At 61.2% G+C, this 14,094-nt stretch carries 14 protein-coding genes; 10 read left to right on the forward strand and 4 right to left on the reverse strand.

Annotated features, from left to right (window positions below; genetic code table 11):
• Positions 1-75: 75 nt before the first annotated feature.
• On the reverse strand, positions 76-966 hold the full coding sequence (locus GT019_RS24065) for an AraC family transcriptional regulator (RefSeq protein WP_161745970.1): 891 nt from the start codon (positions 964-966) through the stop codon (positions 76-78).
• 115 nt (positions 967-1,081) lie between these two features.
• On the opposite strand from GT019_RS24065, the gene GT019_RS24070 reads away from it, so the two are divergent.
• A complete protein-coding gene (locus GT019_RS24070) occupies positions 1,082-1,882 on the forward strand; it encodes an arylamine N-acetyltransferase family protein (RefSeq protein WP_161745971.1) in 801 nt (266 codons plus the stop codon).
• Positions 1,883-2,039: 157 nt separating this feature from the next.
• Here the strand turns inward: GT019_RS24070 and GT019_RS24075 are convergent, their stop codons facing one another.
• The gene (locus GT019_RS24075; RefSeq protein WP_161745972.1) at positions 2,040-2,645 is read right to left on the reverse strand and encodes a DedA family protein; all 606 of its coding nucleotides are present in this window, start codon (positions 2,643-2,645) and stop codon (positions 2,040-2,042) included.
• Between the two features lie 176 nt (positions 2,646-2,821).
• Here GT019_RS24075 and GT019_RS24080 point away from each other — a divergent pair, with 176 nt between their 5' ends.
• The 4 genes from GT019_RS24080 (at position 2,822) to GT019_RS24095 (ending at position 6,769) form a co-directional block, all read left to right on the forward strand.
• Complete coding sequence (locus tag GT019_RS24080; protein ID WP_235949188.1) at positions 2,822-3,808, forward strand: Gfo/Idh/MocA family protein; 987 nt, start codon at positions 2,822-2,824, stop codon at positions 3,806-3,808.
• A gap of 17 nt (positions 3,809-3,825) precedes the next feature.
• A complete protein-coding gene (locus tag GT019_RS24085; protein ID WP_161745973.1) occupies positions 3,826-4,758 on the forward strand; it encodes an aldo/keto reductase in 933 nt (310 codons plus the stop codon).
• A complete protein-coding gene (locus GT019_RS24090) occupies positions 4,734-5,537 on the forward strand; it encodes an alpha/beta hydrolase (RefSeq protein WP_161745974.1) in 804 nt (267 codons plus the stop codon). The genes GT019_RS24085 and GT019_RS24090 overlap by 25 nt, the downstream gene beginning before the upstream one ends.
• 239 nt (positions 5,538-5,776) lie before the next feature.
• Positions 5,777-6,769, forward strand: coding sequence for an aldose 1-epimerase (locus GT019_RS24095; RefSeq protein WP_161745975.1), 993 nt, complete (start codon positions 5,777-5,779; stop codon positions 6,767-6,769).
• A 295-nt stretch (positions 6,770-7,064) separates the two neighbouring features.
• On the opposite strand, the gene GT019_RS24100 is transcribed toward GT019_RS24095, so the two are convergent.
• Complete coding sequence (locus GT019_RS24100) at positions 7,065-7,583, reverse strand: NUDIX hydrolase (protein ID WP_201755572.1); 519 nt, start codon at positions 7,581-7,583, stop codon at positions 7,065-7,067.
• Entirely contained in the window at positions 7,561-8,502 is a 942-nt protein-coding gene (locus GT019_RS24105; protein WP_161745977.1) for a helix-turn-helix domain-containing protein, read from the reverse strand. Before GT019_RS24105 ends, GT019_RS24100 begins: the two co-directional genes overlap by 23 nt.
• A gap of 190 nt (positions 8,503-8,692) precedes the next feature.
• Here GT019_RS24105 and GT019_RS24110 point away from each other — a divergent pair, with 190 nt between their 5' ends.
• The 5 genes from GT019_RS24110 (at position 8,693) to GT019_RS24130 (ending at position 13,911) form a co-directional block, all read left to right on the forward strand.
• Positions 8,693-9,583: a sugar phosphate isomerase/epimerase family protein gene (locus tag GT019_RS24110; protein WP_161745978.1), complete on the forward strand. Its 891-nt coding sequence runs from the start codon at positions 8,693-8,695 to the stop codon at positions 9,581-9,583.
• A gap of 72 nt (positions 9,584-9,655) precedes the next feature.
• Positions 9,656-10,669 (forward strand): Gfo/Idh/MocA family protein, encoded by a 1,014-nt coding sequence (locus tag GT019_RS24115; RefSeq protein WP_161745979.1) that lies wholly within the window; start codon positions 9,656-9,658, stop codon positions 10,667-10,669.
• A 358-nt stretch (positions 10,670-11,027) separates the two neighbouring features.
• Positions 11,028-11,741 carry a phosphatase PAP2 family protein gene (locus GT019_RS24120; RefSeq protein ID WP_161745980.1) on the forward strand — a complete coding sequence of 238 codons (714 nt, stop codon included), beginning with the start codon at positions 11,028-11,030 and terminating at the stop codon, positions 11,739-11,741.
• Positions 11,742-11,801: 60 nt separating this feature from the next.
• Positions 11,802-12,497: a response regulator transcription factor gene (locus GT019_RS24125; RefSeq protein ID WP_201755563.1), complete on the forward strand. Its 696-nt coding sequence runs from the start codon at positions 11,802-11,804 to the stop codon at positions 12,495-12,497.
• The gene (locus GT019_RS24130; RefSeq protein WP_161745981.1) at positions 12,490-13,911 is read left to right on the forward strand and encodes a HAMP domain-containing sensor histidine kinase; all 1,422 of its coding nucleotides are present in this window, start codon (positions 12,490-12,492) and stop codon (positions 13,909-13,911) included. Before GT019_RS24125 ends, GT019_RS24130 begins: the two co-directional genes overlap by 8 nt.
• Positions 13,912-14,094 lie beyond the last annotated feature (183 nt).

The following is a 14,094-nucleotide window of genomic DNA, read 5'->3' on the forward strand; positions in this document are numbered from 1 at the left end:
CGAGTCGGCAGGAGCCGCGTGCAATAGGATGCGATGGGAAGGCCGCCGGCAGTTGGATGCCGGCGGCCTTCGACGTTACGGGCGCGGCGCGCGCGACCGGAATTCCCGCGGCGAGCAGCCGGTATGCTTGCGGAAGACGCGGTTGAAGAAGCTGATGTCGCCGAAGCCGGTCTCGAGCGCGATGTCCAGCACTTTTTTGTCCGTGGACCGCAGGAGGGTAGACGCGTGCCGAATTTGCACGGTATGCTTGTAATCGAGCAGGCTCATGCCGGCCGCTTCCTTGAACTTGGCCGTGAACGAGGAGACGCTCATGCCGCTTAGCCGGCTGAGCTGGCGCAGCGTCAGCGCCTGGTAGTAGTGCTGGTCGACGAAGTGGATGATGGATTCCATCCAGGCGCGGTCGCTGACGCCCGGCCGCTGCTCGGATTCGCGGTTATCCTGATGGAACCGGCTCAGCCAGACCAGGCATTCGATGAGGCGGGTCTTGATGACCAGCTGGTAGCCGTCCCGCCGCTGCGCGAACTCCTCGTAGATCGTTTGCAAATGGGCTTGAACGTGGATCTTCTGCGACGGCTGCAGGGGATGGTAGGGCACGAAGGAATGGCTTTTGCGCAGAAACGGCACGAGGTAGAAGAAGTTGATGAACGAAGGCATCTGCTGCAGCACGTTCATCTCGCGCTCGAGGAAAGCGGCGTCGAACAGCACGTTGTAGACGATCGTCTCCCTGTCCGCGGCGCAGGTGTAGCTGTGATAGACGTTCGGCTCCACCACGAACACGTCTCCCGCGGCAAGCTGGTAGGCATGCCCGGACATCTCGTGAACCGCGCTGCCTTCCACGACGAACACGAGCTCGATGAAGTCGTGGGTATGCGAAGGGATGTACTCGTTCTTCCCAATCGTGCAGCGATCGATGAAGAACGGAAAATCATCCAGCTTGAAGTACGTATCGCCTTTGTAGATCGTCATGATCGGCATCCTTCCCCCTCGGACCTCGAGATAGGATGATTATGTCACGGCATGACAGGCTTGTCCATGCGCCTGTGCAGGCGCGTCAGGAATTACACGGAGAGGAGCGGGCGCGATGTCTTGGAGTGAAACGAAACCGGAAGTCGCCGCGTACTTGGAACGGATCGGATACGAAGGACCGCTTGACGGCAGCGCCAAGGCGCTCGCCGGACTGCAGCACGCCCACCTGCTGGCGGTACCCTATGAAAATTTGGATATTTTGGCGGGCGTTCCGTTGTCGCTGGACACGGCGGCGCTATGGGATAAAATCGTCCGCAGGCGCCGCGGCGGCTACTGCTTCGAATTGAATGCGATGTTCGGCTGGCTGCTGCGGGAGCTCGGCTACCCGGTCACGGATCTCGTGGCGCGATTCTGGCGCGACGAGACCGTGCTGCCGCCCATGCGGCGGCATCATGTGCTGCGGGTGGAGGCGGAGGGCGCCGTCTACCTGTGCGACGTCGGCGTCGGCGGCGCCGTGCCGCGCGAGCCGCTTGCCCTCGCGGCGGGGCTGGAGCAGCCGCAAGGGGCGGAATGCTACCGGCTCGACCGGGACGCGCAGTTCGGCTGGTTTCTCAGCGAGCGGAAGAAAGGCGAATGGAACCAAGTCTACTCCTTCACGGAGGAGCCGCAGCTGCCGGACGATTACGTCTTCGCCAGCTACTGGTGCCAATACGCGCCGGAATCGCCGTTCCGCACGGAGGCGAAGCTGGCGATTTGTACCCCGGAAGGCCGAAATACCGGCGCCGGCGGCGAGATCCGTTTGTTCCGGAACGGCGAAGTGCGCGTGCTCGCGCCCGCGACGAAGGCGGAATACGACGAGGCGCTGCAGGCGTACTTCGGCATTTCGATTCCCGAGCCGGATGCCGGCCGAGCGTAATCCGGGCGCGGCCTTCGGGGCTTTGAATCAAACGAAACAAAGCAGAACAAAACAAGACCGCTAGCTTATCGCGAGCGGTCTTGTTTGCGATGAACGCCGCGCGTTCGAGGTGTCCTTTGTCGTCCCTGCCGCGCGCGCCGCGGCCGAGTCGTCCGGATTACGTCTTCAGCTTGCGAGCGGCGATGATCATGCGGAAACAAAGCGCGAATAGCGCGAGCAGGCAGGCAGCGATCAGCAGCGTGCGGAAGTTGTGGTGGACGTACGTTTTGACCGATTCCCAGCGCTCGCCGAGCATGTACCCGATATAAACGAACAGGGTGCTCCAGGCGAGCGCCCCCGCGTAAGCGTACAGCAGGAAGGTCCGCAGCTTGAACCGGGACATGCCGGCCATGTACGCCGTCACGTGACGGAAGCCGGGAATGAAGAAGCCCGCGAACAGCAGCAGCTTCCCGAACCGGTTCATCCAATCCTGGGCGCGTTCGATTCGGGCGGAAGAGAGATGGATACGCGGGCCGAACCTCAGCAGGAAAGGCAGGCCGAAACGGATGCCGATGGCGTAACTGGCGGTGATGCCGATCGCCGACCCGAGGAAGGCGCACAGGACGACCAGCGGACCGAGCAAGGTGCCGTTGCCGACGAGATAGCCCGAATACGTAAGCAGGGCTTCGTCGGGAACGGGAACGCCTACGATGCCGAGGGCCAACGCGAGCGTAAGTCCGATATAACCATAGCGCGAGATAAGCAGCTCTAAGAGGTGTTCCACGGCTGAGGCCTACTTTCTGTTGTGGCGATGATATGAATGTACACTGCGGAATGACGGAAGACAAGCGCGGGCGACCCGATTGTTATATGAAAATGTTGTTGTTTTATATTTCTTCCCATATCGGAATGGACTATACTAGGGACGAATTCATTTTATCGACAAAGGTGGCTATCACATTGACACGAAAATTGCGATGGGGCGTCATCGGCAGTGCCAGCATTGCCGTTCATTCCGTCATCCCGGGCATTAAGGCGTCCGAGACCGGAGAAATGACAGCGATTGCAAGCCGCGGAATCGCCAAGGCCGAAGAGACGGCCGCCAAGCTCGGGATTCCGAAAGCCTACGGAAGCTACGAAGAAATCCTGGCCGACCCGGACATCGATGCCATCTATGTGCCGCTGCCGAACCATCTTCACATGGAATGGTCGATCCGCGCGATGGAAGCGGGCAAGCATGTGCTCTGCGAGAAGCCGATCGCGATGAACGCCGAGGAAGCGCAGCGGATGGCGGACGCGGCGGCGAAGAACGGCGTGCATTTAGCCGAGGCGTTCATGTACCGGCATCACCCGCGCTACGACGAGATCGCGGCGATCGTCGCATCCGGCGAGATCGGCGACATTCGCGGCATTCACAGCACGTTCACGTTCAATAACGCCGGCGACGCCAAGAACGTGCGTTACCGGAGGGAATGGGGCGGCGGCTCGCTGTACGACGTCGGCTGCTATCCGATCAGCGTGGCCCGCATGCTTCTCGGCGCCGAGCCCGAAGCGGCGACGGTGCACGCCTTGATCTCGCCGGAGCACGACAACGTCGACATGATGGCGTCCGGCATCCTGGAATTCCCGAACAGCGTGGCGCTGACGTTCGACTGCGGCATGTGGGCCGCGTTCCGCAATACGCTTGAGATTACCGGCACGGACGGACGCATCGAGGTGCCTTCCGCGTTCATCGGCGACGGGACTTATTACGTGTTCACGAAGGACGGCAAGCGCGAAGTCAAGCAGCCGGAGCTGAACCAGTACGCGCTGCAGGCCGATGCGTTTGCCCGAAACGCTTGGGGCGAGCGGGACGTGCGTTTCTCGCCGGCCGATGCAGTAGCCAATATGAAAGTCATCGACGCCTGCCTGGAATCCGCGTATTCCCGCAAGCGCGTACTCGTATAAAGGGGGATAACAATCTTATGAAGTCTATTCAGCTTCCCGGCTTAAAGCAGGGCGTCTCGCAACTGATCATGGGGTCCGATTATTTCGCGCCGGAGGTCTACGAGCTGGTCAGCGCGAACCTCGACGCCTTCGTCGCCATCGGCGGCAATACGATCGACACGGCGTACATCTATTACGGCGGCAAGAGCGAGCAGGCGATCGGCATGTGGATGGAGGAGCGGGGCAACCGCGAATCAATCAACGTCTGGACGAAGGGCGGGCATCCGCACAACGGCGTGCCGCAAGTGAACAAGCAAGCCATCTACGACGAGCTGATGGTCAGCCTGGAGCGCCTTCGCACGGATTACATCGATGTTTACGCGCTTCACCGCGACGATACGAACGTGGCGGTCGGCGAGATCGTGGAGATCCTGAACGAGCACATCGAATCCGGTCGCATCCGCGCGTTCGGCGGTTCGAACTGGACGTCCGCCAGGCTGCAGGAAGCAAACGAATACGCGGCGGCCCATGGTCTGCGCGGCTTTGATTTCAGCAGCCCGAACCTCAGTCTCGGCAAAGCGCAGGAGCCGTACTGGGCGGACTGCATCAGCGTGGATGACGAGACGCTGGCCTGGCACGAGCAAAGCGGATTGCCGATCTTCTCGTGGTCGTCGCAGGCGCGCGGCTTCTTCACGGGGCGCTTCACGCCGGAGGATCGTTCGGATGCCGATCTCGTGCGCGTCTTCTACAACGACGACAATTGGGAGCGCTACCGCCGCGCCGAGGAGCTCGGCAAGCAGAAGGGCTATTCCACGATTCAAATCGCGCTCGCGTACGTGCTCAATCAGTCGTTTCCGACGGCGGCCATCATCGGCGCCCGCAATGAAGCGGAGATGAAATCCTGTCAGGAAGCGACGACCATCACGCTGACGCCGGAGGAGATCAAATGGCTGGATTTGAGAACGCGTTAATCGAGCTTTGGCCGGAAGGCGCGCCGAACGCGGCGGGCACGACGGATGAGGACCGCCCCGCCCTGACGACGTACCTCGTCGCAGGCAGCAAAGGCGCCGTCATCGTATGCCCCGGCGGCGGCTACGGCATGCGAGCCGAGCACGAGGGGCGCCCCATCGCGGAGTGGCTGAACGGCATCGGCATCTCGGCGTTCGTCCTGCGTTACCGGGTCGCGCCGTATCGGCATCCGAATCCGCTGCTCGATGCGCAGCGGGCGATCCGGTACGTGCGGCTGCATGCGGCGGAGTGGGGCATCGATGAGCGCCGTATCGGCATTCTCGGCTTCTCCGCCGGCGGCCACCTGGCCTCGACGGCCGGCACGCAGTACGACGCCGGCAACCCGGACGCGGCGGATCCGATCGAGCGCATGTCGAGCCGCCCGGATGCAATCATCCTCTGCTACGCGGTGATTTCGATGTCATCGCCGTTCGGACACGGCGGCTCGCGGGATAATTTGCTCGGCAAGGCGCCGGACGAGGCGTTGGTCGCGCGGATGAGCAGCGAGCTTCGGGTAACGCCGGACACGCCGCCGGCCTTCCTGTGGCACACGGCGGACGATGCCGCCGTGCCGGTCGAGAACGCGCTGTTATTCGCTTCCGCGCTGCGGGGGGCAGGGGTGCCGTTCGATCTGCACGTGTACGAGCAGGGCCGGCACGGCCTGGGGCTAGCCGAAGACGATCCGCATGTCGCGACCTGGACGACGGTATGCGGCCATTGGCTGAAGCGGCACGATTTCTAGAAGGACGACGCGTTCAAATGCGCGGCGCCTTGCGCCAAATCCTCTTTCGCCGCGGGCGGGAGAGGATTTTCCGCGATTTCGAGAGATGCGGTTGTTCCTGCGCGCAGGCGAATAATGGTATTATAGTGTCGCGCTGTCCTCCCGATCACGGGCGGACGACGGCTTTATGCCGTCCCGCGGCTCAGCCGCGATGCCCTTTTTCCTCATGTTAGAAATGTCAAAGGAGAGTCGACTACCCAATGAGCAGCAATCAAGCGTATAAAGACACGTACCAAGGCGAGCCGGCCGTATGGCTGAAGTTCGGCCGCTACGAAGCCGTCCTGCTTCCCGAAGTCGGCGGCAACCTGATCGCGTTCCGCGACGCAGAGAACGGCTATGCGTTCCTGCATGAGCCGACGGCGGACGAGATGCCCTCGTTCAAGGCCAGGCCGTTCATTCACGGCATTCCGGTGCTGTTCCCGCCGAACCGTTTCGAGGACGGCAAATTCCCGTGGAACGGCCGCACGCTGGAATTTCCGGTCAACGAGCCGGAGACGGGCAACCATCTGCACGGCTTCGTCCACAGCGAGACCTTCGAGGTGGAGGACTTCGGCACGACCGCGACCGAGAGCTATGTCGTCGCTGCCTTGAAAGTGGACGAGCGGAGCGACGTGTACCGATATTTGCCGTTCCGCTTCACGCTGCGACTGCGCTATGCGATCAGCGACAACGGTCTCGAGCAGCAGTTCGCGGTCATCAACGACGGCGAGGAAACGATGCCTTGCCTTTATGCGTTCCATACGTCGGTGAACGCGCCGTTCGTGCCCGGTCATTCCGCGAAGGACTATCGCCTCAAGCTGACGATCGGCGATCGCTGGAACATGAGCGAGCGCATGCTGCCGACGGGAAGCTTCCAGCCGCTGACGGCAAACGAGGAAGCGATGAAGGGCGAAGGCGTCTATCCGTTCTTCGAATCGCTCGACAATCACTACACCGCCGCGCCGCAGAACGGCCGCAACCGCATGGAGCTGACCGACACGGCGGCCGGCCTGACGCTGGTCTACGATGCCGGCACGTCCTACAAGCAGTGGATGATCTGGAACAACGGCGCGACGGAAGGCTTCTTCTGTCCGGAGCCGCAGATCAGCCTCGTCAACGCGCCGAACGCGGATCTGCCGGCGGACGACATCGGCTTGTTCAGCCTCGCGCCGGGCGAGATCTGGCAGGAACGAGCGAGGATTTACGTGAAATAAGGTAGACGGTCATTCGGCGCCGCCGCGTCTCCCGCGCATGCGGTGATTCGCGGTCCGCGCAGGTCGAGGCCCGGGATCCGCGCACGCCGAACCAAGCCGTCCACGCGTGCCGAATCCCGTGCCTGCCGAGGAGCCGTAAGCATGGCAAATAAGCATGCCCACCAAAGCATGCCATAGCAAAAGCGATTCGCAATAGCAGAAGTCTTGCGATCCATGCATACCAAAGCCCGCAGCCGCTTGCCCCGCTCCCGTTACGGAGCCGGCGCGAGGCCGCGGGCTTATTCGCCGTGCCCGGTTAGCTGGAGTACGGCGCGCGGAGCCACGTCGCCGCCGCTTCAAGGATCGCTTTGTCCCGCTGCAGCATGAAGGTCGTCGAATAGTCGGTGCACGCCGCGAGCACGTAGCCGACGGCTTCGATCGCCTCGTTCAGCGTCATCCAATGCACGGACATGCCGAGCTTCTTCTCGTGCTCCGTCAGCTTGGCCTCATGCTCCTGGACTGCCCGGGCGATATAGCAATAGGATACTTGGAGGAACGCGTTGGCCTTCTTATGCTCCTCGATATAACCAAGGCCGTGCAGGATCTCGGCATCATAGCCGGTCTCCTCACGCACCTCGCGCAGGAATGCCTGCTCGGGCGTCTCTTTGGCTTCGATTCCTCCGCCGGGAAGCTTGTAGAGCGCGGTTCGGGCCACGTACATCATCGCCACGTCCGCCCTGTGGTCAAACAACACGCCTCTCGAGGCGTAGCGGGACACATACGGCAGCAATTCCGGGTCGCCGCCGCGTACTTCACGATCCGTGATCCGACTCATCAGCTGCACGGGAAACTCCCCCTCTTACGTGGTTATCGTTGCGATCGACCGCCGCGAATCGCGAAGGTCGCTGGCCTTTCCGAATCGCGGAAGGCGCTTTGCTGCGCACTTTTTTGAACACGCGGCCGAAGTACGTCATATTGGAGAAGCCGACGAGGCTCGCGATCTCGGTCACGGGATAATCGGTGTCGAGCAGCAGCCGCTCCGCCTCTTGGACGCGAAGCATGTGCATGTATTCGATCAGCGTTTTGCCGGTGACGCTTTTGAAGATTTTGCAGAAATGGCTCGGGCTCAGGCTGACCATCCGCGCCGCTTCGCCGACGCTGATCGTCTCCTGGTATCGCTCCCGCAGCGTCCGGAGCAGACTGGAGAAGTCGTACGGCTTTTGCGCGCGGGAGGGCGATTGGTTCGTGTCCTGCTCGGCGTAACGGAAGTACAAGCCGAAGATTCGCAGCAGCTCGGCCTTCACGAGAAGCTCGTAGCCGGACTGCTTGCTCGTAAACTCGGCGAGCAGCCGGGAGAAGGAAGCGTTCATTTCCTCGATGTAAGGGTCGGCGTTCCGCATCCAGCTGGGCCATTTCGCCTGTTGGTTCAGATAAGGGACGAAATAGTGATGCTCGGTAATGTCAAGGCCGCTTCCGCGCACGAGCGCTTCGTTGAAGACGATGCAGATCAGCTCCGTATCGGGCTCCAGCCTGACCGCGCTGTGCAGCTGCTTGGCGTTGACGAAGGCCAGCTCGCCCTTGTCCAGCTGCTCGAACGAGCCGTCGACCTGGATGCGGGCCTGTCCTTCCTTGACGTAGATCCACTCGATATGATCATGCCAATGCGTGCCGATTTCGCCGGAAACGAGGAAGACGTTGATGGGAAAGGTACGGTCGGGAATGAACGTATTTTCTTTCAGCGGGCTGACCGTCATGGCGCTCCTCCTCCGGCAGACGTACGATTTTACGACATTGGCTCTCATTTGGACGGATGGTACCGTTTTAACCTCGGCAGAAACGTAAGATTGTACGAATATAACACAATTTCGATGCTAGTCTCAACGGGAATCTTTCAGTACGATTAGTTCAGTTCCCAATCGCGCTGAAAGGTGATGACAAGCACGCATGAAATCCATTCGCATCGGTACGCTCGTCGGCGGAGGCACCGCCGACAAAATCATTCCCCAAATCATTCCGCACGGCTTCGAGTCGTTCGCGCTCACCTTCTGGCAATCGACCGGACAGACCGATCTCTACGAGCTCGCCAAGCGGGTCCGGGCGCAGATCGAAGAGCATGACATCGTCATCTCGGCGATCGGCGTCTTCGGCAATCCCTTGACGGGCGCGGGCGACAACGCCGACACGCTGGCCAGCTGGGAGCGGCTGATCGACGCGGCGGAGGCGTTCGGCACGAAGCTCGTAAACGGCTTCACGGGCCGGATGCCGGGCAGCATCGACCAGTCGATGACGCGATTCGCCGAGGTGTTCGGCGAGCTCGCCAAACGCGCGGAAGCGCGCGGCGTGCGCCTGGCGTTCGAGAACTGCGACATGGGCGGCACGTGGGGCGGCGGAGACTGGAACATCGCGCATAATCCGACGGCGTGGGAGATGATGTTCAACGCGGTGCCGAGCGAGCATATCGGCCTGCAGTGGGAGCCCTGCCACCAGATGGTCAGCCTGATCGATCCGATCCCGCAGCTGCGCAAGTGGGCCGCCACGGGGAAGATATTCAACGTGCACGGAAAGGACGCGACGATCGCGTGGGACGTCGTGAAGGAGTTCGGCATCCACGGGCCGCGCGAGTTCGTCTGGCATCGCACGCCGGGCTTCGGCGATTCCAATTGGTCCGACATCATCACGATCCTGCGTCAGAATGGCTATACGGGCAGCATCGACATCGAAGGCTGGCACGATCCGGTGTACAAGAACGAGCTGGAGATGACGGGCCAAGTACACGGCCTGAACTATCTGAAGCGCTGCCGCGGCGGCGATTACGTTCCGAATCCCGTGGAATAGCAAGCAGGCCCGCACAACATGTTCATCGGAATCTTATGACCATTTTTAACCATAAAGGAGCTTGAAACGATCATGACGCATAAAATCGTCGTCGCCGGCTGCGGCGGCATGTCCAACACCTGGCTGGATTACGCGGCCAAGCGGGAAAACGCCGAAATCGTCGGCCTGGTCGACATCTACGAGGAAAGCGCGAAAGCGATGGCGGCGAAGAAGGGGCTGAACGTGCCGACCTTCGCGAATCTGAGCGCGGCCCTCGCGGCGACGGACGCCAATCTCGTATTCGACGTCACGATCCCGGCGAGCCACAAGGAAATCGCCATCACGGCCATGCAGGCGGGCTGCAACGTGTTCGGCGAGAAGCCGATGGCCGAATCCTATCGGGACGCGAAGGATATCGTAGCCGTCAGCAACGCGACGGGCAAACGCTACTCCGTCATGCAGAACCGCCGCTACATGAAGCAAATCTGTTCTTTCCGCGACCTGGTCGGCTCCGGCGCGATCGGAACGCCCGGTTCCATTCACGCCGATTTCTTCCTCGGCGCGCATTTCGGCGGCTTCCGCGACGCGATGGACAACCCGCTCATCATCGATATGGCGATCCATACCTTCGACCAGGCGCGCTTCATTACGGGCACGGATCCCGTCTCCGTCTACTGCCATGAATTCAACCCGCCGGGATCCTGGTACGCGGGCAACGCGTCCGCGATCTGCATCTTCGAGATGAGCGACGGCTCCGTCTTCTCCTATCGCGGTTCGTGGTGCGCGGACGGCTTGAACACGTCGTGGGAATCGGACTGGCGCGTGACCGGAAGCAAGGGCGGCGCCCGTTGGGACGGCTCGAGCATGCCGTACGGCGAAGCCGTGAACCCGGAGAAGCCGGAAGGCTTCATTCGCGAGATGCTCCGCATCGAAGGCGAGCAGACTTGGGAGGGGCAGGAAGGTCACTGGGGCTGCCTGGACGAGATGTTCGCGGCGCTGGAAGCGGGACGTCCGGCCGAAACCGATTGCCTGGACAACATCAAGAGCGTGGCGATGGTGTTCGGCGCCGTCGAGAGCGCGCGGACCGGGCTTAAAGTCATGTTGTAACGCACGCCGCGCGTCCAGGCACTGCGTTCGTGCATCTGCACGGCATGCTGCAGCCTCTTGGAATCCGGGCCATAGACCATCTTCTATCGGAGGAGCTCGTCCTGACGGACGGGCTCCTTTTCGGCATGGCCGCGCTATCGGCAACCGGACGGAGCGGCCTGTTCATAAGTCTTCAGGCCATCTTCAGGAAACCTTCAGAATTTCGCGGAGGGGGCGTTAAGATTCGCGGGCTAAGATGAGAACAGTTCAGGATGCGCGCAAGGCTGGCTCGGGCCTGGCTCGCAGGACGGCTGGACGCGGCACATCGGCCGTCAGCGTCAGCGCTTGAACAATTCATCGAAGCAAAGGCGGAATTCCTATGAAACCGATCGCATTGCCCTCCGGCGCAGCGCCAAAACGCAAGCTCAAAGGCTGGCTGCCCGTGCTGTGGATGCTCCTGATCCCGTTCCTGAACCTATTCTACGTGCTCCTTAACCGGCCGAGCGCGCAGGTCCACCACCTCGCGACCGCGTTCGACAAGGCGCTCCCCGTCATCCCCGCGTTCGTGCTGCCCTACGTGCTGTGGTATCCGTTCATCGGCGCGACGCTGATCGGCATGTTAGGCAAGAACGCCCGCCAGTACTACAGAACCTTGGGGGCGCTCTGCCTGGGACTGGTCGCCTGCTATCTGGTTTATTACGGCTTCCAGACGACCGTCGAGCGGCCGGCGGTTAACGGCACGGGGCTGTTCCCTTCGCTGATGAGATGGGTATACGCGAACGACGAGCCGTTCAATTGTTTTCCGAGCATTCACGTGCTGACGAGCTATCTCATGTTCCGCGGCGCGGTCGCGTTCCGCGCTCCGCTGCGAATCGGGATTCGCGCGATGGCCGTTCTCATTATGATGTCCACGTTATTCATGAAACAACATGTCGTCGCGGATGTCGGAGCCGGAATCTTGACCGCGGAGCTGATGTATCGGCTGGTCGGACGGATTCAGCTCCGCATAGCGGCAAACCGCGGCGATTCTGCGCCGTCCGCCGTTTCGTCTTCGTCGTCCGTGCGCGGCAAGCGCAAGCGTCAAGCCGGATAAATATGTTGTATACTAACTACCAAGGGAAGATCACGGCAGCATAAATCGGGAGTGGAACTGATGAATCAACGAACCGTGCTGGTCGTCGACGACGATCCGGATATTCGCAAGATCGTGCATATTTACTTGCGCAACGAAGGCTACCGCGTATTCGAAGCGGAGGACGGCGCAGCCGCCTTGGAGATATTAAAGGCGGAGGGGGACGCGGTGCATCTGATCGTGCTCGACCTGATGATGCCGCGCATGGACGGCCTGGCGGCCTGCATGAAAATTCGCGAGGAGCACGATATTCCGATCATCATGCTGACGGCCAAAGGCGAGGACCTGGACAAAATCACCGGACTTACGACGGGAGCCGACGATTACGTCACGAAGCCGTTCAATCCGCTCGAGCTGCTCGCGAGGGTCAAAGCGCAGTTGCGGCGGATGAACGTCCTCTCGGCCAAGCAGCAAGCGCAGTCCGTCATTTCGATCGGGGACCTTACCGTCGAGATCGACCGGCACCGGGTGACGGTGGACGGCAGGGAGGTCGCGCTCACGCCGCTGGAGTTCGCCATACTCGGACTCCTGGCGGGCAACCGGGGACAGGTATTCAGCGCCGACCGCATCTATCAGACCGTCTGGAAGGAACAGACCGGCTATTCCGACAACACGGTCATGGTGCATATCCGCAACCTAAGGGAGAAGCTCGAGACCAATCCCCGCGAGCCGGCCTATATCAAGACGGTATGGGGAGTGGGATACAAAGTTGATTAAGTTCAAATTCAATATCCGCGCGCAGCTGATCGTGACGATTCTCTTGAGTTTGATCGCCAGCATTATCGTCATCGCCCTCCTCAACGTCGTGACGCGATCGGCGTACAGAGTTACCTTCACCAGCTATCAACCGAGCAAGGATCTGGTCGAGGACCGCTTAGCCTACCTGCTGGCGGAGCTTCCCGAGCGCATCAATGCGTATTCGCTGCAGGCGGCCGTGGACGAAGCGAGCGACGGCAAGGTGGACATCTACGTCGCGGACGAATCGGGCAAGGTGCTCTTTCACTCCGCCGAAGCGGCCAAGCGGCAGCTCGGCATCATGGGGTATTATGCCGACCGTTCGGATGATACCGAGGACTACGAGGGAAAGCCGTACGCGTTGATCGATGCGGGCGAGTGGTCGGGCAAAACGGTATTTCTCGTGGCGGAGGGCCGGCTGAAAGGGGAGCCGGGCTATTACATCAAGGAACAGCCGCTCAAGAACGTCATGCTGTTCCTGCTCGTGTTTATCGTCTGCTTCTACTGGTTCACCTCGCGCAAGACGCGGAAGATCCAGCAGATCAACCGGCAGCTCGGCGAGATCGCGAGCGGCGATCTGAACGTGCGCTTGAGCACAAGGGACCGGGACGAGCTCGGCATCGTATCGAAGAACATCAACGCGATGGCCGAGAGCCTGCAGCGCCAATTGACGAAGGAACGCAAGCTGGAGCAGTCCAAAATGGAGCTTATCACCGGCGTATCCCATGATTTGCGCACGCCGCTTACCAGCATCGTCGGGTACTTGGACCTGCTTCGGAGCAAGGCGTACCAGGACGAAGCCGAGCATGACCAGTTCGTCAAGAACACGTACAGCAAGACGATGCAGCTCAAGAAGCTGATTGACGACTTGTTCGAGTACACGCGACTGGGCTCCGGCGATATCGAGCTGAAACGCCAAAGGATCGAGATGACGGAGCTGCTTCGCCAGCTGGCGTCCGAATACGAACCGATCGCGCTCGACCGCGGCATCGCCATCAAGACGGAGCTGTCGGAAGCCGCCTTGCCCGCGCAGGTCGACGGCGAGAAGATCGTGCGGGCCCTCGACAACCTGCTCATGAACGCGATCAAATTCTCGATCGTGCCCGGGGATATCCTCGTACGCGCGGCGGCCGTCCGGGATGGGGAAGGAATCGCGGTCGAAGTGGAAAATCAAGGACGGCCGATCACGCCGGAGCAGGAGGAGCAGCTGTTCGACCGGTTCTACAAGACCGACGCGGCGCGCGGCGCCGGTTCGCGGAACGACGGGTCGGGTCTCGGGCTGTCGATCGCCAAGCAGATCGCGGAGCTCCACGGCGGGACGATCAGCCTTCATCACGATCGGGGCCGTTATACGTTTCGCTTGGAGCTGCCGGGCGCGGACGAGGCGAACGGTTGAGGCATCCTCGCCGACCGCGCGATCGAACAGCAAGTCCGGCTAAACAAACAAGCAAGCGAGCAAGTAGCAAGCGAACAAGCGACCAAGCAGCGCCCTTCCGCCTGAAGGGCGCTTTTCGTTCGATCGGCATAGCGGAACAAACAAATGGAAAAACGCAGCAATGTTCGCCGCGCGAGGCCGGGC

The sequence above is a fragment of the Paenibacillus glycinis genome, from assembly GCF_009909185.1.
In the GTDB taxonomy this organism is placed as follows: Bacteria; Bacillota; Bacilli; order Paenibacillales; family Paenibacillaceae; genus Paenibacillus_Z; species Paenibacillus_Z glycinis.

Bases quoted from the DNA above. Each gene is read 5' to 3' on its own strand.
- GT019_RS24095 (WP_161745975.1), top strand. From the start codon at position 5,777: ATGAGCAGCAATCAAGCGTATAAAGACACGTACCAAGGCGAGCCGGCC.
- GT019_RS24090 (WP_161745974.1), top strand. From the start codon at position 4,734: ATGGCTGGATTTGAGAACGCGTTAATCGAGCTTTGGCCGGAAGGCGCG.
- GT019_RS24065 (WP_161745970.1), bottom strand. From the start codon at position 966: ATGACGATCTACAAAGGCGATACGTACTTCAAGCTGGATGATTTTCCG.
- GT019_RS24070 (WP_161745971.1), top strand. From the start codon at position 1,082: ATGTCTTGGAGTGAAACGAAACCGGAAGTCGCCGCGTACTTGGAACGG.
- GT019_RS24125 (WP_201755563.1), top strand. From the start codon at position 11,802: ATGAATCAACGAACCGTGCTGGTCGTCGACGACGATCCGGATATTCGC.
- GT019_RS24105 (WP_161745977.1), bottom strand. From the start codon at position 8,502: ATGACGGTCAGCCCGCTGAAAGAAAATACGTTCATTCCCGACCGTACC.
- GT019_RS24100 (WP_201755572.1), bottom strand. From the start codon at position 7,583: ATGAGTCGGATCACGGATCGTGAAGTACGCGGCGGCGACCCGGAATTG.
- GT019_RS24110 (WP_161745978.1), top strand. From the start codon at position 8,693: ATGAAATCCATTCGCATCGGTACGCTCGTCGGCGGAGGCACCGCCGAC.
- GT019_RS24085 (WP_161745973.1), top strand. From the start codon at position 3,826: ATGAAGTCTATTCAGCTTCCCGGCTTAAAGCAGGGCGTCTCGCAACTG.
- GT019_RS24120 (WP_161745980.1), top strand. From the start codon at position 11,028: ATGAAACCGATCGCATTGCCCTCCGGCGCAGCGCCAAAACGCAAGCTC.
- GT019_RS24115 (WP_161745979.1), top strand. From the start codon at position 9,656: ATGACGCATAAAATCGTCGTCGCCGGCTGCGGCGGCATGTCCAACACC.